The 20,289-nt window shown below is 47.9% G+C and carries 16 protein-coding genes; 8 read left to right on the top strand and 8 right to left on the bottom strand.

Annotated features, from left to right (window positions below; all coding sequences use genetic code 11):
* Positions 1 to 21 precede the first annotated feature (21 nt).
* On the bottom strand, positions 22 to 1,197 hold the full coding sequence (locus HUX74_RS08460; RefSeq protein WP_117599831.1) for an efflux RND transporter periplasmic adaptor subunit: 1,176 nt from the start codon (positions 1,195 to 1,197) through the stop codon (positions 22 to 24).
* A 307-nt stretch (positions 1,198 to 1,504) separates the two neighbouring features.
* Between HUX74_RS08460 and HUX74_RS08455 the strand changes: the two genes are divergently transcribed.
* A complete protein-coding gene (locus HUX74_RS08455) occupies positions 1,505 to 3,460 on the top strand; it encodes an Ig-like domain-containing protein (RefSeq protein ID WP_117599830.1) in 1,956 nt (651 codons plus the stop codon).
* On the top strand, positions 3,375 to 4,289 hold the full coding sequence (locus tag HUX74_RS08450) for a DUF3108 domain-containing protein (protein WP_174646490.1): 915 nt from the start codon (positions 3,375 to 3,377) through the stop codon (positions 4,287 to 4,289). Before HUX74_RS08455 ends, HUX74_RS08450 begins: the two co-directional genes overlap by 86 nt.
* On the opposite strand, the gene HUX74_RS08445 is transcribed toward HUX74_RS08450, so the two are convergent.
* Entirely contained in the window at positions 4,234 to 4,677 is a 444-nt protein-coding gene (locus HUX74_RS08445) for a PaaI family thioesterase (RefSeq protein WP_005826009.1), read from the bottom strand. The two genes, HUX74_RS08450 and HUX74_RS08445, sit on opposite strands and share 56 nt — an antisense overlap.
* A 178-nt stretch (positions 4,678 to 4,855) precedes the next feature.
* On the opposite strand from HUX74_RS08445, the gene HUX74_RS08440 reads away from it, so the two are divergent.
* From HUX74_RS08440 to HUX74_RS08430, 3 genes are all read left to right on the top strand, one after another.
* Positions 4,856 to 6,055 carry a glycoside hydrolase family 88 protein gene (locus HUX74_RS08440; RefSeq protein ID WP_117599828.1) on the top strand — a complete coding sequence of 400 codons (1,200 nt, stop codon included), beginning with the start codon at positions 4,856 to 4,858 and terminating at the stop codon, positions 6,053 to 6,055.
* A complete protein-coding gene (locus HUX74_RS08435) occupies positions 6,052 to 7,596 on the top strand; it encodes a sulfatase (RefSeq protein ID WP_117599827.1) in 1,545 nt (514 codons plus the stop codon). The genes HUX74_RS08440 and HUX74_RS08435 overlap by 4 nt, the downstream gene beginning before the upstream one ends.
* 147 nt (positions 7,597 to 7,743) lie before the next feature.
* A complete protein-coding gene (locus HUX74_RS08430; RefSeq protein WP_174646750.1) occupies positions 7,744 to 9,774 on the top strand; it encodes a patatin-like phospholipase family protein in 2,031 nt (676 codons plus the stop codon).
* Positions 9,775 to 9,914: 140 nt separating this feature from the next.
* On the opposite strand, the gene cysS is transcribed toward HUX74_RS08430, so the two are convergent.
* Positions 9,915 to 11,390: a cysteine--tRNA ligase gene (gene cysS / locus HUX74_RS08425; protein WP_008662079.1), complete on the bottom strand. Its 1,476-nt coding sequence runs from the start codon at positions 11,388 to 11,390 to the stop codon at positions 9,915 to 9,917.
* Between the two features lie 125 nt (positions 11,391 to 11,515).
* Between cysS and mnmA the strand changes: the two genes are divergently transcribed.
* Positions 11,516 to 12,568, top strand: a complete 1,053-nt coding sequence (mnmA, locus tag HUX74_RS08420) for a tRNA 2-thiouridine(34) synthase MnmA (protein ID WP_174646489.1) — start codon at positions 11,516 to 11,518, stop codon at positions 12,566 to 12,568.
* Positions 12,569 to 12,590: 22 nt separating this feature from the next.
* Here mnmA and HUX74_RS08415 read toward each other — a convergent pair whose 3' ends face one another.
* A complete protein-coding gene (locus HUX74_RS08415; protein ID WP_174646488.1) occupies positions 12,591 to 14,102 on the bottom strand; it encodes a GH3 auxin-responsive promoter family protein in 1,512 nt (503 codons plus the stop codon).
* A 122-nt stretch (positions 14,103 to 14,224) separates the two neighbouring features.
* Between HUX74_RS08415 and HUX74_RS08410 the strand changes: the two genes are divergently transcribed.
* On the top strand, positions 14,225 to 15,235 hold the full coding sequence (locus HUX74_RS08410) for an ATP-dependent 6-phosphofructokinase (RefSeq protein ID WP_035447667.1): 1,011 nt from the start codon (positions 14,225 to 14,227) through the stop codon (positions 15,233 to 15,235).
* Here HUX74_RS08410 and rnc read toward each other — a convergent pair.
* Genes rnc through HUX74_RS08395 form a run of 3 tightly spaced genes read right to left on the bottom strand, consistent with a single transcriptional unit; the run spans position 15,194 to position 17,603 of the window.
* A complete protein-coding gene (gene rnc / locus HUX74_RS08405; RefSeq protein ID WP_226791290.1) occupies positions 15,194 to 16,072 on the bottom strand; it encodes a ribonuclease III in 879 nt (292 codons plus the stop codon). The genes HUX74_RS08410 and rnc overlap by 42 nt on opposite strands.
* A 7-nt stretch (positions 16,073 to 16,079) precedes the next feature.
* On the bottom strand, positions 16,080 to 17,345 hold the full coding sequence (fabF, locus tag HUX74_RS08400) for a beta-ketoacyl-ACP synthase II (protein WP_117599822.1): 1,266 nt from the start codon (positions 17,343 to 17,345) through the stop codon (positions 16,080 to 16,082).
* 21 nt (positions 17,346 to 17,366) lie between these two features.
* A complete protein-coding gene (locus tag HUX74_RS08395; protein WP_004291965.1) occupies positions 17,367 to 17,603 on the bottom strand; it encodes an acyl carrier protein in 237 nt (78 codons plus the stop codon).
* Positions 17,604 to 17,752: 149 nt separating this feature from the next.
* Between HUX74_RS08395 and purN the strand changes: the two genes are divergently transcribed.
* Positions 17,753 to 18,340: a phosphoribosylglycinamide formyltransferase gene (gene purN, locus HUX74_RS08390; protein WP_117599821.1), complete on the top strand. Its 588-nt coding sequence runs from the start codon at positions 17,753 to 17,755 to the stop codon at positions 18,338 to 18,340.
* Here the strand turns inward: purN and HUX74_RS08385 are convergent.
* Positions 18,331 to 20,088, bottom strand: coding sequence for a sulfatase-like hydrolase/transferase (locus HUX74_RS08385; RefSeq protein ID WP_254592862.1), 1,758 nt, complete (start codon positions 20,086 to 20,088; stop codon positions 18,331 to 18,333). The genes purN and HUX74_RS08385 overlap by 10 nt on opposite strands.
* Between the last annotated feature and the right edge of the window lie 201 nt (positions 20,089 to 20,289).

Genomic DNA, 20,289 nt, shown 5'->3' with positions numbered 1-20,289 from the left:
TTAATCACTAACCGTTAAACATTAATTGAATGCCGTTTGAATGTTACCTTCTTTCTGGTCTTTCAAGGCCTTCTGGTATTCGGCTTCCTTTTCAGCAGGCGTAATAGGTGTGATGGATTGTCCGTCCTTCAGGTTCTGTACCCCTTCGATAACGATTTTATCGCCTGCTTTCAAACCTTCCGTCACGTAATAATACTTGCCATCGTCTAAGCTGAACACTTTGACTTCGGTATTTTTCAACGTATTGTCCGGTTGCAGAACGAAAACGAACTGCTTGTCCTGGATTTCGGTAGTGGCGGCCTGTGGAATCATGATGACATCATGCAAAGGGTTGGGGAATACCACATTGCCGGTGCTTCCGCTACGCAACACGTTGTGCTTGTTGGGGAAGAGGGCACGCATGGTTACCGAACCGGTAGTTTGATCAATGACTCCGCTGATTGTCTCCACGCGGCCACTGTCGGCATACATGGTTCCGTCGATGAGCTGCAACTGTACATCCGGCATCTTTTCCAGAATTTCCTTGATGCTGCCGCCTTCACGAATTTGTGACAAAAGTTGGCGTTCGGTCATGGAGAAATAGGCGTACATTTCGGAGATGTCGGCAACGGTAGTCAGCGGGCTGGCTACGGAAGGACTAACTAGGCTACCTACGCGGTAGGGAATGCTACCTACTACACCGTCACTGGGGCTGGTTACACTAGTGTATGACAAGTTGTTCTTGGCATTGACCAATTGGGCATTGGCTTGTGCTAGTTGCGCCTTTGTCTGTGCCAGTTGGTTTTCGGCCATTTGCAAATCGTAGTCACTGATGATGTTTTTCTTGTTCAGTTCACGTTTGTTGTTTACAGTCAGTTCTTGTGTGTTTACGGCAGCTTTGGCTGTTTCAACAGCAGCTTTGGCCGAATTTACGGCTGCCTGATACTGTACGGGGTCGATGCTGAACAACACTTGTCCTTTGCGTACTGTTGCGCCTTCGTCGACGTGCAATTTTGTGATGAAACCGCTCACCATCGGGCGAATTTCTACATCTTGTTTACCCTTGATAGTAGCAGGGTAGCTGTTTGTCAAGTTGGCAGTGGTGGTTTTTGCCTCAATCACTGCAAATTCGGGAGCTTTACCCGTTCCTTTGTCGCCTTGTCCGCAACTGCTGAGCAGTGCCAGGCAACATGCCAATAATACTAATCTACTCTTCATACTCTTTTTGTTCTCTGTATAATTTTATATTCTTCTTTTTTCGATTCTTGAAAGGCGTTTTGGTGTGCAATTCATAATTTAGAAATAAGGCAGGAAAAAGAAAACTGAATACTCCTATTCAGTTTTTCGTCTGCAAAAATATTCTTTTCTTAGTATATAAGGTGTGAAACAGTTCCTTTTTTAACTATGTTTCATACATAGATGAGAACAAAAGGACATTTTTTGATTAAAATACTGTAAAGCATACCGCTAATTGGCAGATAACCTTTATTTTTGCAGCATGTTAGAACGTAAACGCCATACTAAAATGAGGCCGCTTTTCCGCAGGTTGTTGGGGGGTGTTGCCATAGCTGCCGCACTGTATTCTTGTGCCAGTGTGGGCCGTATTGAAGGAGGACCTTATGATGAGACTCCTCCGCGTTTTATTTCCGGTACTCCCACGCCCGGTGCACTCCATCACAATAAAAATAAACTTTCCATTGAGTTCGATGAATTTATCAAGCTTGACAAGCCGAATGAGAAGATTGTAATATCCCCTCCGCAGGTGCAGCAGCCCGAAGTTAAGTCTAATGGGAAGAAGGTGGTCATCACCCTGCAGGATACATTGAAACCCAATACCACTTATACATTCGATTTTGGTGATGCCATCCAGGACAATAATGAGGGGAATCCCTTAGAGAATTTTTTCTATTCTTTCTCTACGGGCGACCGCCTCGACTCTATGGCTGTGGCCGGCACAGTGCTGAATGCGGCTAATCTTGAACCGGTGAAAGGGATGCTGGTCGGCCTGCATGCCAATCTGACCGACTCTGCTTTTACCAAACTTCCTTTTGAGCGGGTGGGGCGCACGGACAGTCGCGGACGCTTTTCTATCCGTGGAGTGGCTCCCGGCAAGTATCGCATCTATGCCTTGCAGGATGCCGACCAGAATTTTACCTATTCTCAGCCGACGGAAGTGATAGCTTTCAATGATTCCATCATCATTCCTTCCATGGAAGAACGCATGCGCCAGGATACGACCTGGATAGACTCGCTGACAGTAGATACGGTTGTAGAACGTCAATATACCCACTACCTGCCAGACGATATCCTGTTGCGTGCTTTCAAGGAGCTTTCCTTCTCGCAGCGTTTCTTGAAGGCCGAACGGTTGACTCCGGAGAAGTTTTCGCTCTATTTCACTGCTCCGGCAGACACGTTGCCTTTATTGAAAGGATTGAACTTTAATGAGGAAGATGCGTTTGTTATAGAACAGCCTACCGGCCGGAACGATACGATTCATTATTGGATAAAGGATTCCCTGCTCTATAAGCAGGATTCCCTGAAAATGAGTATCACCTATTTGTATACGGATAGCCTGAAACAACTGGTGCCCCGTACCGATACTTTGAATGTGTTGGCGAAGTTGACATACGACAAGCAGCAGAAACAGAAGCAGGAAGCGAAGGAAAAGGAACAGAAAGAGCGTGAGAAGAAAAAGAAGAAGTTGAAAGAAGGTGAGGTGGAAGAGCCCGAGCCGACGGAATTCCTGGCTGTAGATGTGTATGCCCCTTCTGCAATTGATGTATATGATTATCTTACTCTGTCGTTTACGGAACCGGTGGCAAGCATAGATACCGCCGCTTTCCATCTGAAACAGAAAGTGGACTCGTTGTGGCAGGATATCCCGTTCGACTTTATGCGCGACTCTTTGGACTTGAAGCGTTATAATCTGTTTGCCGAATGGGTACCCGGTGAAAGCTATACATTTGAAGTGGATTCTGCTGCCATACGTGGGTTGTACGGGTTGTTTTCCGATAAGATAAAGAAGGACTTCAAGGCCAAGAAGCTGGAAGAGTACGGGCAGATATTCTTTAATGTGCATGGAGCAGACTCTCTGGCTTTTGTGGAACTGCTGGACGGTCAAGACAAAGTGCTGCGCACGGTGCCGGTGGTGGATGGGAAAGCCGATTTCTATTTTCTCAATCCGGGCAAATATGGAGCGCGGCTGATAAATGATACGAATGGGAATGGCGTCTGGGACACAGGGAATTATGCCGAGAAGCGCCAGCCTGAAATGGTTTACTATTATCCGATGGTTTTGGAGCTTAAGGCAAACTTTGATTTGACGCAGGAATGGAATATTAAGGCCAAGTCTCTGGATAGGCAGAAACCGGACGAACTAAAAAAACAAAAGCCAGATGAAGACAAGAAAAAGCAAAACAGGAACAAAAATAACCGCAGTGGCAATAGCAGCCGCAATAGTGGTAGGGGCTATAGCTATTAGGCGGAAGCAATTGTTCGTTCTATTGATGGTGGGAGCAGTCTGTTTGGGAGCCTCCCAGTCTGTTCAGGCCCAATGTGCTGCAAAGAATGAAGCTTTTCAGTCGGGCGAGCACGTCATGTACGATTTATATTTCAATTGGAAGTTCATTTGGAAGAAGGTGGGGCTGGCAAGCCTCACTACCAATGCCACGACTTACCATTCCGAGCCTGCATTCCGCTTTAACTTGCTTTGTGTAGGCAGTAAAAAGACCGATTTTTTCTTCAAGATGCGCGATACGCTAACTTGTTATGTCAGCGACAAGTTGGAGCCACTCTATTTCCGCAAAGCGGCAGAGGAGGGAAGCCGCCATACGGTGGACGAGGCCTGGTTCTCCTACTCGGACGGACTGGCGAATGTAAAGCAGAGACGCACTTGGCACAATCCCGTGCGTGAAGCTCAGGAGATGGAATACAGTGATAGTCGCTGCATCTTCGATATGTTGAGCATTTTGGCGCAGGCACGCTCCTATGACCCTAAAGACTACAAGGTAGGGCAGAAGATACTCTTTCCCATGGCCACGGGGCGCAGGGTAGAAGAGCAGACGTTGATTTACCGCGGCAAGGAGGAGGTCAAGGCGAATAACGACACCATTTACCGCTGCTTGGTATTCTCTTTTGTAGAGTACAAGAAAGGTAAGGAGAAGGAGGTCATCACCTTCTTCGTATCCGATGATAAGAACCACCTTCCCATTCGCCTGGACATGTATTTGAATTTCGGTTCGGCCAAGGCATTCTTCAAGAGTGTCCGGGGCAACCGCTATCCGATGACGTCTGTGGTAAGGAAAAAGTGATGTTATCCCCTTTTCTAAATACACTGGATTCGAAAGTGGCAATCAGTTTTCCCTCCTGGTTGGTGACGTCGATCTGGTAATATCCGGTGGTGCGGCCGATGTAGCGTTCGCGCGCTTCGGCATACAGCACATCGCCCGGTCCGCTGCTGCGCAGGAAGGTGATATTGGACGAAAGAGAGAAGGCCAATGTTCCGTGGGAGTTGGCTGCTGCTGCCAGTGCCAGGTCGGCAAGGGTGAAGATGGCACCCCCTTGCGTACGGCCTCCCGCATTGAGATGCTCTGCCGTGATAACCAGGCGTGCCTTGCTGTATCCTTCCTTTATTTCTATCAGTTCTACGCCTGCATTCGTGGCGAAGCGGTCGTTCTTGAAAAACTCTTGTGCGGTCATGAGGGGTAATGATTAATGTTTAGTGATTAGTGATTAATGGGTGGAAAATATGTGCTTCCGGACGCAAAAGTAACGATTTTAGCCATTAATTGAATTATTTAGGCGGGTCAAATCTGTACGCTTGCCCTACTTTTGCAGCAGGAAAAATCATAAACTCTTAATAAATAAATCCCTTATTATGAAAACAGTCCTCACTACATTGGGAATCTCCCTCCTTGTATTGGCAGGTTGCGCAGGGCAAAAGCAGGCTGAAAGCAACTTTATCCAAGAAAACATTGATAATGCTGTGGCTCAGGAGACAATTCAGACAGACATTATCGAGAAATCTGGTAAAATCCTTAATCCCCGCACCATTGATAAGGATGGGAACATTGTCTATGTACCTATCGACGATTGGTGTTCCGGTTTCTTCCCCGGTAATATCTGGCATATGTACGAGCTGACCGGTGACCAGAAGTGGCTGCCGCTGGCAGAGAAGTATACCGAGGATTTGGATTCGGTACAATACCTTACCTGGCACCATGATGTGGGATTTATGATTGGCTGCAGTTACCTGAACGGATACCGTTTTGCGGGTAAGGAAGAGTACAAGCCGGTCATCATACAGACGGCCAAATCGTTGTCTACCCGTTTCCGCCCTGCAGCAGGCGTACTTCAATCATGGGATGCAGATAAGGGATGGCAGGCTGAACGTGGCTGGAAATGTCCCGTTATCATTGATAATATGATGAACCTCGAACTGCTGTTCGAAGCTTCCAGGCTGTCCGGCGACTCCACTTTCTACAACATAGCCCGGAAGCACGCCGATACGACTATGGCTAACCATTTCCGTGAGGACAACAGCTGCTATCATGTGGTGGATTATGACCCCGAAACCGGTGAAGTCCGTAAGAGACAGACTGCACAAGGCTATGCCGACGAGTCTGCTTGGGCACGTGGACAAGCGTGGGCCTTGTATGGCTATACCATGTGCTATCGCTATACACACGATGCCAAATACCTGGAACAGGCTGAAAAGGTCTACAACTTTATCTTCAACAACAAGAATCTTCCGGAAGACTTGGTTCCCTACTGGGATTTCGATGCCCCCAATATCCCGAATGAACCTCGCGATGCTTCGGCAGCTGCCTGCACGGCGTCCGCCCTTTACGAGCTGAGCACTTATCTGCCGGATAAGGGATACAAGGAAACCGCTGACCGGATTATGGAAAGCCTCGCTTCTCCTTCTTATCGTGCTAAGGTGGGTACCAACGGCAACTTCATCCTGATGCACTCTGTGGGCAGTATTCCTCACGGTGCGGAGATTGATGTACCGTTGAACTATGCCGACTATTACTTCCTGGAAGGATTGATGCGTAAAAGAGACTTGGAAAAATGAAAACTCAATTAAATATTTTGTTAGGTGGTTTAGGTTTGTTCGCCTTGCAGGGCTGTAAAGCCCCGCAGGCAGAACAATCCGTCCGGCCGAATGTCATTTACGTTTTTCCCGACCAATACCGTAACCAGGCGATGGAGTTCTGGGGCCAGGAAGGTTTTCGGGAGAAAGTGAACTTTCGGAATGACCCGGTGCATACCCCACGCTTGAATGATTTTGCCCGGGAGTCGGTGGTATTGACATCTGCCATGAGCAACTGCCCGTTGAGCAGTCCCCACCGTGGCTCTCTGTTGACGGGAATGTATCCTAATAAGAGTGGTATTCCATTGAATTGCAATTCGAGCCGTCCCATCAGCTCCCTGCGTGAGGATGCTGTGTGTGTGAGTGATGTTTTCTGCAATGCCGGATATGACTGCGCCTACTTTGGCAAACTGCATGCCGACTTTCCTACCCCCAACGACCCCGAACGTCCCGGACAGTATGTGGAAGACCGCGTACCTGCATGGGATGCCTATACATCGAAAGAACGTCGTCATGGGTTCAATTACTGGTATTCTTACGGTACCTTCGACGAACACAAGAATCCGCATTACTGGGATACGGAAGGCCGTCGCCACGACCCGCGCGAGTGGTCGCCGTTACACGAATCGGGCAAGGTGGTGTCTTATCTGAAGAACGAGGGGAATGTACGCGACCCGAAGAAACCTTTCTTCATTATGGTAGGCATGAATCCTCCCCATAGTCCGTACCGTTCTTTGGACGACTGTATGGAGGAAGATTTCAATCTCTATAAAAACCAGCCTCTGGACAGCTTGCTCGTCCGTCCGAATGCCGACTCCAAGATGCTCAAGGCAGAGAGTGCACGCTACTACTTTGCTTCTGTGACGGGTGTCGACCGTGCTTTCGGTCAGATACTTGATGCCTTGAAGGAACTCGGGCTGGACAAGAATACCATTGTCGTGTTTGCCTCCGACCATGGAGAGACCATGTGTAGCCAGCATACGGAAGACCCGAAGAATTCCCCGTACTCCGAGTCCATGAACGTTCCTTTCCTGGTGCGTTTCCCCAATAAGATTAAACCCCGCGTGGACGACTTGATGCTTTCCTCGCCGGACATCATGCCTACCTTGTTGGGCCTTGCCGGCCTTGCCGACTCTATTCCGGCTGAGGTGCAGGGACGCAACTATGCACCGCTTTTCTTCGATGAAAAGGCAGATATTGTACGTCCTACCGGTGCTCTTTACATCCAGAACTTGGATGGTGAGAAGGATGCGGAAGGTATGGTCCGTTCTTATTTCCCTTCATCGCGCGGCTTTAAATCGGCGCGCTATACGCTGGCGCTCTACATTGATCGCGAAAACCATACGCTGGTCAAAAGCTTGTTGTTTGACGATGAAAAGGATCCGTATCAGATGAATAACCTTTCTTTGGAAGAAAACCAAGAAGTCGTAAAAGACCTTTGCGCAGAGATGGGCAAAGTATTGAAAGAGATTGATGACCCTTGGTATAAGGAAGGCATCTTGAAGGATATGATACCTTATTGATTGGAAATGGGTTATAGATAATCCTCCATAAATTGTTTGAACGTTTTTTGCGACCCGCTTCGACTGATAGTGAACTATTTGTCGGAGCGGGTTGTTTGATTCAGAATAGAATAAATTTACCAATACGTATTTAAGTAAATGATGGAGATGAAGTATAGACTATGGGCTTGTCTGTTGTTTTTGCCGATGGTTCTTTGGGCGTCCGGGCGTCTGAAAGTGGCTGTCGTACTCAGTGGGGGTGGCGCCAAAGGGACGGCGCATATCGGTGCTCTGAAAGTAATTGAAGAAGCGGGTATCCCTATAGATTATGTGGTAGGTACCAGTATGGGGGCCATTGTGGGAGGTTTGTATTCTATCGGATATACCCCGCAGCAATTGGACAGTATGGTGAATGCCCAGAACTGGAAATTCCTACTCTCGGATGCACCCAATCCTAAGGATGTGTTGCTGGACGACCGGTTGAAGTCGGAGCGCTATGTACTCTCTATTCCATTTTCTTTGAAATCTGCCGCTGTTTCGGATGCGGGTATCATAAAAGGGAAGAACCTGGCACGTTTGTTCTCCACGTTGACAGAAGGTTACCAGGATTCCGTGGATTTTAGCCGTCTTCCTATTCCGTTTGCCTGCGTGTCGGAAAATCTGGTGAATGGTAGTGAAGTCGTGTTCCGTGAGGGAATACTGGCCACTGCCATGCGTTCCAGCATGTCCATTCCCGGTGTGTTTGCTCCGGTAGACCTGGATGGAATGGTGTTGGTGGACGGTGGAATGGTGAATAACTATCCGGTAGATGTGGCGCTTGCCATGGGGGCCGACTACGTTATCGGGGTGGATGTGCAGAGCCTGCTGCTTAAGGCTTCCGAGCTGAAATCGGTGAAAGACATCTTCGGGCAAATCATCAATCTGCAAGGAGAGAAGAAATACCGTGAGAATCTGCGTAATACCGACGTATTGATAAAGGTGGATGTCACCGGCTATTCGGCTGCAAGTTTCACCAAAGAGGCCATCGACACTTTGATGGTGCGGGGAGAACGTGCTGCCATGGACAGTTGGGACGGACTGCTTGCCCTGAAACGGAAGCTGGGACTTGCAGACGATTATCAGCCTCGCCGTCCGGGACCTTTCCGCTTGCCCGGCGTGGCTGTTGATAGGGAGATTCCCGTTGATTCCCAAATAGCCGTCCCTGCTGTGCGGGAGAACAAGCTGAATGTCGGTTTTCGCTTTGATACAGAAGAACTGGCGGCGTTGCAGGCAAATACGGACTTCTATTTCGGCCGGCAGCGCGAGTCGCTGGTCAGCCTTACTGTCCGTCTGGGCAAGCGTACACTGGCACGACTCGGATATAGTTACCAGTGGGACGGTGGATGGCAGGCGGGACTTGCCTATCAGTTCGACTATAAAGATATGAATATTTACAATGAAGGCAAACGGGCGCTGGATTTGACTTTTACACATCAACTGGTCCGTATGGGGGCGGCGAAGGACTGGAACAATATCCAGGTCAGTCTGGGCATTGACTTTGATTACTACCACTATCATGATTTGCTGTCGCTCGACCCGTTGGCTTCGGCACTGTTTGAAAATTCGTCCTTATTCAGTTACTTTGCCGGACTTGTGTTCAACAACTTGAATGAGAGGAGCGCCCCTACAAAAGGCATGTCGTGGGCGGTATCCTATCATCTCTATACGGATAACTTCTTCCAGTATAAGGACAACAATCCTATTTCTGTTTTCGATGCCCGTTGGCAGGGATGTTTCTCTCCCTCGAGTAAGTTCACTGTCACTCCTTCGTTTTATGGACGCGTATTGTCCGGAAGCGGTAATTATCCTTTTGCCATCATTAATATGGTGGGGGGAACCATACCGGGGCGCTATATGCCACAGCAGATACCGTTTACGGGCATCAACCGTGCGGAACTGTCACAAGCCGCACTGCTGGTTGCAGGGCTGAACCTCAGACAGCGTATCTTGAAAAACCAGTATATATCAGTGATGGGCAGTTATGGGCGAAACTCCGGGAAGTTTCATCAGATTCTTGACTCTTCCGAATCGGCTGATATGGCAGGGGTAGGCATCGGCTATATGTACAAGAGTTTTCTGGGACCAGTGGAGATACAGTTGAACTGGTCTAATCAGACGAAGAAACTAGGGTGGTATGCTGGGTTCGGATTCGTATTCTAACGAGGGATATATCAAAATATTACATGGATTTTATTTTCAGACAAAAGAACAGAAGAACAAGAGAAAAATATATTCTTTTGTTCTTCTGCCTAAAACTTACCCCAATCTGTATGATTCTGCGGTGAGTTATGATACTTTCATTATTTATTCAGCTTCCATTCGCTTCCGTCCTTACCGTCTTTAATCTCGAAACCGAGTGCGGTGAGTTCATTACGGATTTTGTCGGATGTGGCCCAATCTTTGTTGGCTTTTGCCTTTGAACGCTCTTCCAATAGCATGTCCACTACTTTGCCGAAGGCGGCTTCACGCTCTTCGTTGGAGGCGTTGTCTTCTTGTAATCCTAAGATGTCGAAGCAGAAGAGGTGGAAGGTTTCCTTCAATTCTTTCAGGTCTTCGGCTGTGATGGAATCGTTTCCAGCCAGGATATTGTTTACCATCTTGGCGCCGTCGAAGAGGTGGGCGATGACAATCGGTGAGTTCAAGTCATCATTCATGGCTTCGTAACACTTGGCACGCAGGGATTTCACGTCTATGGTGGAGGTTGCAGCAGGGGTAATCTTGTCCAGTCCATGTACAGCATCCATCAGTCTTGCCAATCCCTTTTCGGCGGCTTGCAGAGCTTCGTTGCTGAAGTCTACCGTACTGCGGTAGTGGGCTTGCAGGGTGAAGAAGCGGATGGTCATTGGGCTGTAGGCTTGCTCCAGCATGGGGTGTGTGCCTTTGAAGAGCTCTTCCAATGTGATGAAGTTACCGTAAGACTTACCCATTTTCTGTCCGTTCACGGTCAGCATGTTGTTGTGCATCCAATAATGTACCATATCTTCCCCTTGGGAAGCTACGGATTGTGCAATCTCGCATTCGTGATGCGGGAAGATAAGGTCCATGCCGCCACCATGAATGTCGAAGTGCTCGCCCAAGTATTTCTTTCCCATGGCTGTACATTCGGCGTGCCAGCCGGGGAAGCCGTCGCTCCACGGGGAAGGCCAACGCATGATGTGTTCCGGTTGCGCACATTTCCAGAGGGCAAAGTCTGCGGGGTTGTGCTTCTCGCTCTGTCCGTCCAGTTCGCGGGTGGTGTTGAGAACATCATCCAGGTTGCGTCCGGAGAGCTTGCCGTAGTGATGGTCCTTATTGTATTTTTCTACATCGAAATAAACGGAACCTTCACTTTCGTAGGCATATCCGTTCTTCAATATCTCCTTTACAAGTTCTATCTGTTCGATGATGTGGCCGCTGGCATGTGGCTCGATACTGGGAGACAGCACATTCAATGCATCCATCGCCTTATGATAGCGGTTGATGTAGTACTGTGCCACTTCCATTGGTTCCAGTTGTTCCAGACGGGCTTTTTTCGCAATCTTGTCTTCACCTTCGTCGGCATCGTGCTCCAGATGGCCCACGTCGGTAATGTTGCGGACATAGCGCACCTTGTAGCCGATGTGCGTCAGGTAGCGGAACAGCAGGTCGAAAGTGATGGCAGGGCGTGCATGTCCCAAGTGCGGGTCACCGTACACGGTCGGTCCGCAGACATACATGCCTACATGCGGTGCATGCAGCGGTACGAACAGCTCTTTTTTTCTATTTAAAGTGTTGTAAATGGTCAGTTGATGTTCCATAACAGTTGATTATTAGTTCTTTTAGGAGTACAAAGGTATAATAAATCTGTGAAAATCTATAATGATATTCTGTTTTATAAGAGTAAATGCAACGGATTTCACCTTCGTTTATTACTTTTGTATCCATGAAGTCAGATAAACGTGTATTGCTTGGCATGAGTGGCGGCACGGATAGTTCCGTGGCCGCCATGAGGTTGCAGGAAGCCGGTTATGAGGTGACTGGCGTGACTTTTCGTTTCTATGAGGCAGGAGAGGAGACCGGGTATCTGGAAGATGCACGGGCTCTGGCCCTGAAGCTGGGGATGAAACACATTACCTATGATGCACGCGAGCTTTTCCGTTCGCGTATTATCCGCTATTTTGTGGAAGAGTATCTAATGGGGCGCACTCCCGTTCCTTGCACGGTCTGCAATAATGAGCTGAAGTGGGTGCTGTTGGCTAAAATAGCCGATGAAAAGGGAATTTATTGGATTTCTACCGGACATTATGTGCGCAAGGTCTTGTCCGGAGCAAAGTATTATATAGCTCCTGCCGCGGATAAGGACAAAGACCAGACTTTCTTTCTATGGGGATTGAAGCAGGACATCCTGCAGCGTATGTTGCTTCCGATGGGAGATATTACGAAAAATGAGGCGCGCTCGTATGCGGCGGAGCGTGGTTTCGAGCAAGTGGCTGCAAAGAAAGACAGTATGGGGGTGTGCTTTTGCCCTTTGGATTACCGTTCCTTTTTGAAGCGTGAGGTTCCTGAAACACTATTACCCGGTAAAGGTAGATTCGTCGATGAAAAGGGGGATTTCTTGGGATGGCATGAGGGCTATCCGTTTTATACCGTAGGGCAACGTAGGGGCTTAGGTATCCATCTGAACAAGGCTGTTTTTGTGAAAGAGACAAGAGTGGAAAGCAATGAAGTCGTTCTTGCTCCACTATCTTCCCTCTACAAGCAGGAAATGTGGCTGGGAGAGTGGAACCTGGTGGAGAACAGCCGCGTGCTGGGTGCAGACGAGGTTATTGTGAAGATACGCTACCGTAAGCAGGCAAACCACTGCAAGGTAAGTCTTACAGTGGAGGGACTACTGCATGTCCGCTTGATAGAGCCGCTCGAATCTATTGCGCCAGGGCAGGCAGCGGCTTTTTATGATGAAAGCGGTCTGCTGCTGGGCGGTGGAATTATTTTGTGATAAAATCTGCTTTTATATTTTGTTATTTATTAAGCTTCAGCATTTCTTCTATGTATTCCCTTGTGTTGCTGAGTCGGGGTACTTTATGTTGTCCACCGAGTTTCCCCTTGCTATCCAGCCAATCGTGGAAGAGGTTGGGACGGGCGACGATGATTTCCAGTGGTTGCAGTGCCAGGTTATTCTGTCTTTTAGCTTCATAGTCGGAGTTTACCTCTTTCAGGGTGTCGTCCAATACTTTGGCGAACTTCTCCAGGCTGTCCGGCATTTGTGCAAATTCTATCAGCCACTGGTGGCGGCATTTAGCATTCCGGTCCATAAAGACTGGGGCGGCAGAATAATCTATGACCCGTGCATCGGTTTCGGCACATGCTCTGGCAAGTCCTCTTTCCGCATTGTCCACAATCAGCTCCTCGCCGAATGCGTTGATAAAGTGCTTGGTACGTCCGGTGATGACGAACTTATAGGGATTCTTCGATGTAAACTTCACTGTATCCCCAATCATATATCGCCATAAACCGGCAGAAGTGGAGATTACCATGGCGTAGTTCTTGTTCAGTTCCACCTCTTCGAGGCAGAAGGTACGCGGATTCTCCTTGCCTGCATCTTCCAGCGGGATGAACTCGTAAAATATACCGTAGTCAATCATCAGTAACATGGCAGGATCGGTAGGGTCGTTCTGAGTTCCGAAGTAGCCTTCGGATGCATTGTAAGTCTCTACATAATGCATCTTGCTGCTGCGGATCACGTCTTTGTATTGCTCGCGGTAAGGAGTGAAGGCAACGCCGCCGTGGAAGAACACCTCCAGATTGGGCCATATCTCCTCAAGGCTCTGCTTTCCTGTCTTTTCCAATATATGTTTGATGAGTACAAGCATCCAGGACGGTACACCGGAAAGGTTGCTGACGTTTGCATGGATGGTTTCGCGGGCGATGGCCTCCATTTTGGGCTCGAAGTGCTCCATTAGGGCCGTCTGCTTGCTGGGTACGCGGACAAAGTTTACCAGCGGGTTGATATTTTCTATGAGGATGGCGGAGAGGTCGCCTACAAGACTGTGGTTGGTGTTCAGGTTGGGAGCGTGGCTGCCTCCAAGGATAAGCCCTTTACCGGAAAAGAAACGACTTTCGGGATTCTGTCCCAGATAGATGGCAACGGCATCCCGGCCTCCCTTGTAATGCGTGTCGTGCAAGGACTCCCGGCTGACGGGCAGGAACTTGCTCTTGTCGTTGGTGGTACCCGATGATTTGGCAAACCAACGTATTTCCGAAGGCCAAAGCAGATTCTGCTCACCGGCACGCAGGCGGGTTACATAAGGCTTTACTTCTTCGTAAGTTTGTATGGGAAGGCGCTTCTTGAAATCTTCATAAGTACGGATAGAGGCATAGTCATACTTCTTTCCCCATTCCGTATTTGCCGCTGTCCGGATGAGACGCTGCAATACAAGCTGTTGCAATTCACCTGCATGGCTGGTGTATTGTTCGATTTCTTTCAGACGGGGAGCAAAATATACCTTATTCAGAAACTTTGTAATATTCATCGTTCTTTGTGAAATCTTATTTTAAACCGCAAAAGTAATCTTATTTATCGGCATCTCTATCTTTTTTCTCTTTTTTTTCTATCTTTACGGACCTATAGAACAATAATTCAAACAAAAATATCATGAGAATAGGTATTTTGACTTCAGGGGGCGACTGTCCTGGCATCAACGCTACCATTCGCGGTGTATGCAAAACAGCTATCAACCATTATGGAATGGAAGTAATTGGCATTCACAGCGGTTTTCAGGGGCTGCTGACCAAGGATGTGGAGTCGTTTACCGAAAAGTCCTTATCCGGTTTGCTGAACTTGGGAGGTACGATGCTCGGTACTTCGCGTGAGAAGCCCTTTAAGAAGAACGGCGTGATGTCCGACGTGGACAAACCGGCACTGATAGTGCGGAATATCAAAGAGATGGGACTTGATTGTGTGGTCTGCATCGGTGGAAACGGTACGCAGAAGACAGCCGCCAAACTCTCCGCTATGGGGCTGAACATCGTATCCGTGCCAAAAACAATAGACAATGACATTTGGGGAACCGATTTTTCCTTCGGATTCGATTCTGCCGTCAGTATTGCTACGGATGCCATCGACCGGCTGCACAGCACGGCCAGCTCGCACAAACGGGTGATGGTGATTGAGGTGATGGGGCACAAGGCAGGTTGGATAGCCTTATACTCCGGTATGGCGGGCGGTGGTGACGTGATTCTGATTCCGGAGATTCCCTATAATATCCACCGTATCGGAGAGACGATTCTGAATCGGCTGAAGAAAGGAAAGCCTTACTCCATCGTGGTGGTGGCCGAAGGCATACAGACGGACGGGCGGAAGCGTGCCGCCGAGTACATCGCTCAAGAGATAGAGTATGAGACGGGTATTGAGACCCGCGAGACTGTGTTGGGATATATCCAGCGTGGCGGCTCACCCACACCTTTCGACCGTAATCTTTCCACACGTATGGGCGGACATGCCACGGAATTGATTGCCAACGGGCAGTTCGGGCGGATGATTACCTTAAAGGGAAATGAAATAGCTTCTGCACCGCTGGAGGAGATTGCGGGTAAGTTAAAGCTGGTGACGGAAGACAATGACTTAGTTGTCCAAGGACGTCGGATGGGAATCTGTTTCGGCTAATCTTTCTTGTGAGGATTTTTCAACAGCTTCTGCCATGGGATTATCTTCTGTGGCGGTTTCTGTTGAATGGTTTCGCTCTTTGGCTGCCTGGACTTCCTCCTTGAAAGCGGCATCCTTAATTTTTTTCAATGCCATTTGTGCCGCATTTTGTTGCGACTCCTTCTTGGAATAACCGGTGCCGGTGCCTGCCGATATCCCTTCGATGCGGACTTCGGTGTGGAACATCGGATTGTATTCTTCGTCGAGAAACTGTTCGATAAGCTCGAATGACACTTCCATTTTGTTCTTCTGGCTCCATTCGATGAGTTTTGACTTGAAGTTGACCTCTTTGCGAGACATCTTGTCGAGGTCGATATAGTTTTTGAAAATCTTCTCTTCCATGAACTGCTTGCAGCGGTCGTAGCCCTGGTCCAGATAAATGGCTCCAATGAAGGCTTCGAATGCATTGCCGTACATATAGCTGTTGTGGGACGAGGAGCGGGTGGAGTATTTCACCAGTTTGTCCAGTCCGATTTCCACGGCCAGTTTGTTGAGTGTTTCCCGCTGTACAATTTTGGAACGGGTGTTGGTGAGGAAACCTTCGCGGCGTCCTTCGAAATGGCGGTAGACAATATCTCCTACAATGGCGTCGAGGATAGCATCGCCCAAGAATTCCAGCCGTTCGTTGTTGATGGGACGTCCTTTTTCGGAGCGCATGGAGATGGATTTATGCAGCAAAGCCTGCTGATAGACCTTGATGTCACGTGGAAAGAAGCCGAGAATTCTGTAAAAACAAAAATAAGACTCTCTATCCTTGCGGAACAAGAGCCTTATTTTATCTATTTGGTTACGTAACACGACCTTATTATTCTGCGTATTTCTTGAAAATGACACACGCATTATGACCACCGAATCCAAAAGTATTAGACAAAGCTACGTTCACTTCGCGCTTTTGTGCTTTGTTGAACGTGAAGTTCAGGTCATAGTCGATGTTTTCGTCGTTATCACCCTCTTCGTGGTTGATGGTCGGAGGAACAATGCCATTCTTGATGGCGAGGATGCTTGCAATGGATTCTACCGCACCGGCAGCGCCCAGCAAATGACCGGTCATGGATTTTGTTGAACTGATGTTCAACTCATACGCATGCTGTCCGAATACCTCTTTGATTGCTTTTGCTTCCGAAATATCACCTACGGGAGTAGATGTACCGTGAACATTGATATAATCTACTTCTTCGGGTTTCATTTCTGCATCTTCCAACGCATTCAACATCACTAACTTGGCTCCCAAACCTTCGGGGTGAGAGGCTGTCAGGTGATGAGCGTCGGCAGACATTCCTACGCCGGCAACTTCCGCATAGATTTTGGCACCGCGTGCCTTGGCGTGTTCCAGTTCCTCTAGAACGAGACAACCGCCACCTTCACCCATGATGAATCCGTCACGGCTTGCGCTGAACGGACGGGATGCAGTTTCGGGAGAATCATTGCGGGTTGACAATGCATGCATGGCATTGAAACCGCCTACACCGCAAGCGGCGATGGCAGCTTCCGAACCACCGGTTACGATAGCATTGGCCTTACCCAGACGGATGAGGTTAAACGCATCGGCAATGGCATTTGTGGAAGTGGCACATGCAGAACAAGTTGCGTAGTTAGGACCATGGAAACCATACATGATGGAAATTTGTCCGGCAGCAATGTCCGAAATCATCTTGGGGATGAAGAACGGATTGAATTTGGGGCCGTTTTCCTTACCGGTCAGGGCATAGTTGCCCGCCTCTTCTTCGAATGTACGGATGCCACCGATACCGGCGCCGAAGATGACACCGATTCTGTTTAAATCCTCATTTTCGACGTCAAGCCCAGAGTCACCTACCGCTTCTTTGGCTACTGCAATGGCATATTGTGTGTACAAGTCCATCTTGCGGGCCTCTTTGCGGTCCATATATTTGGTAGCATCGAAGCCTTTTACTTCGCATGCAAACTGAGTCTTGAAAAGCGATGCATCGAAATGAGTAATAGGTCCTGCTCCACTAACCCCATTCACAAGATTTTCCCAGAATTCGGGAACACTGTTGCCAATGGGAGTAATGGCGCCGAGACCTGTTACTACAACTCTTTTTAATTCCATGTTATAAACGAATGGATAAGATTACTTAGCGTGTTCTTCGATGTAAGATACAGCATCACCTACAGTACCAATCTTTTCAGCCTGGTCATCGGGAATAGAGATACCGAATTCCTTTTCGAATTCCATGATAAGTTCTACAGTGTCAAGAGAATCAGCTCCCAGGTCGTTAGTGAAGCTAGCTTCGTTAGTAACTTCTGATTCTTCTACGCCTAATTTATCGACGATAATCGCTTTCACTCTTGATGCAATTTCAGACATAACTTTAAGTTTTTAATTAATAATTAGTTTTATTTCTTTAAATTTGCGGTGCAAAGGAATGAATATTTATCATTCCTCGCAAATATTTGATGAATTAAATGCACCTTTTTGCACATTTTTCACGGTTTTGTGCAGTGATTGGAGGGATTATGGGAAAAAATATCGCAGTTTTAGCGTCGGGAAGTGGTACGAATGCCGAGAATATCATCCGTTATTTCCGGGAAAAAGGTTCGGCACGTGTGGCTCTGGTTTTGACTAACCGGCAGAATGCGTTCGTTTTAGAGCGTGCCAAGGGGCTGGGAGTGCCTTGTGTCTGGTTTGCCAAGAGCGATTGGGAAAGTGGAGAGCTTATTTTGTCGACGCTTCGAGAGTATGATATTGATTTTGTGGTATTGGCAGGATTCCTGGCACGTGTGCCGGACAATATTCTGCATGCTTATCCCAATAAAATGATAAATATACATCCTTCGTTGCTGCCCAAGTTCGGCGGAAAGGGGATGTACGGCGACCGTGTGCACGAGGCAGTGATTGCTTCCGGCGAAAAGGAAAGCGGTATTACCATCCATTATACGAATGAGCATTATGACGAAGGCGGAATTATCTGTCAGCAGAAATGCCCCGTACTGCCGGGCGATACGCCGGAGGAGCTGGCGCAACGCATCCACCGGCTGGAGTATGAATACTATCCGAAGGTGATAGAGGAGTTGGTGGAAGGCCTCTCTCCCAGTTATTTATAGAATCGGTTAAGGGAGAGGATGGCTTCGTTCAGCTTGCGGTTGTCTATCTTGTAGTTTTCCAGGGGATTCAATGCACTGTCATTGATCTCTATATATCCGGAAGGGTGTTTTTCTAGAATAGTATGATTTTCTACGATAAAGGCATAATTGAGATGGTCACCCATGATATGCCAGTTCCGTGGACAAGTATCGGTTATTAAATGCCCCATACTGTAATCGGAAGGCGGATTGGTTACATCCAGCACTTTATTCATTAAGGTTGGTGCAAAATCATAGTGCGTGGTACGGTGATGGTAAGTATGTGGCTGTTCTCCCGGTTCATATAATAGGAAGGGGATATGTGTTTGTACCGGTGAATAATTACTGCCGTGACCCCAATAATTTTTATGATTCTCATTGAATTCTTGTCCATGGTCTCCGGTAATGATGACCAGGGTATTGTCCAGCTGTTTCTTTTCCTCAAGTTTGTGGAGGACGCATCCCACCAGTGAGTCGGCTTCCGCCACGCAGTTGTAGTAGAGGTTCAGGAAAGGAGTAGGGTCTATGTCGTTGTTCAGTTTCATATAGTCGGCGAACTCCCAGGACGGTTGGAAACGATAAAGCTTGTCCTTCGGCACTTCATATCCGTGTGCCAAATCATAGAAGAGAAAGGAAAAGAAAGGTTTTGTACCGCTGCCCAGCGTATCGAGTGCTTGCAGATAATCTGCTGTAATACGGCAGTCGCGGTCATAAACGGTTTTTCCTTCGGTATGGGTACGCAAGTCGGGTACCTTTGAGAAAAGTATTTTGGCAAATGGCGGGTTGACGATTGTAGCACTGGGATAAATACCTATCTGATAATTCTGCTTCAATAGTTCTTCTATGAGCAGGGGCTGTATGCCCGATACCTCAAAATCAGTCCAGTAGATGGATGAGAGACTGAAGAAAAGCCCGAAGATACTTCCACGTGTGCCATTGCTGCTGCTTAGATGGGAGGTGAATCTGCTGCAACTGTCGGCAAAGTGGCTGATATGAGGTGTAATGTCCTGGTTAAAGGCGCGGTAGTTCCATGAGTCTATGGCTATCAGCACTACATTCTTGGGGTTGGAATGGACTTCGTATTTCAAAGAATCTATCGGATAGTTGAGGTCAGCAGACTGCTTTTTGTTGTTGAAGTTCATTTTAATGACATCCTTGGATGAGACCACTCCTAACTTCATCATCAGGCGAGTTGCCGTAAGCGGGAAGTAATAGGGCAGGCAGGGGGCGCTGCGAATCACTGAAGTCTTTTGCGCTACGGCGGCATAGGCATGATAAAAGTTAGAGAATAGTGCAAACAAAATCAGAGTGGCAAGTACAGGACGGAAGCCACAGCGGTGAAAGCGGGTATAACAATGGCCTGCGAGTATTCTTAGCAAAGTATTGGCGGCAAATATACCCACTAATACTCCTGCAATCTTCAGATAAAGCCAGAAGCTGAATGTGAAAATCTCACTGTTGCCCTCTCCAACCAGGAGATTCAGTACAAAACCATTGATATGGAACTTGTAAAGACTGTACACACTGCCGTCTATGTAAGCAAGTATATTGAGTAATGATACAAGAATAATGTGTGTGATGGCGGCGGCTTGATGGCGCCGGACGGTAATGGCTACGATTAAGGATATGATGTAAGGAATAAGTGCCCACAAGGCGGCATGTGAGCAAGCGGCCGTTATATAAAACATCCAGCCTCCCACGTCCATCATGGCGAGCCGGGGACTGTGAATCAGATAAAATAGAAATTGTATGGCAATCGTCAGAGTTGAATTGCATAAAAAATAAATCCTTCACTGAGTGATTTCTCTAACTGTATTTTTTGCATTGATATTGTAATGTTTTGCCTATAGTTTCCTCTGATTCGGCATTGATAGTAAAGGCGTGAGGAGCTTATATAGTGACGTCTTTTGTATTATCGGGCTGTATCTCTA

Origin of the sequence: Bacteroides sp. Marseille-P8574 (assembly GCF_902825465.1) — a bacterium.
GTDB classification, from domain to species: domain Bacteria; phylum Bacteroidota; class Bacteroidia; order Bacteroidales; family Bacteroidaceae; genus Bacteroides; species Bacteroides uniformis.
Note: the sequence above shows the minus strand (reverse complement) of the source record. Positions and strands in the feature narration are given on the sequence as shown.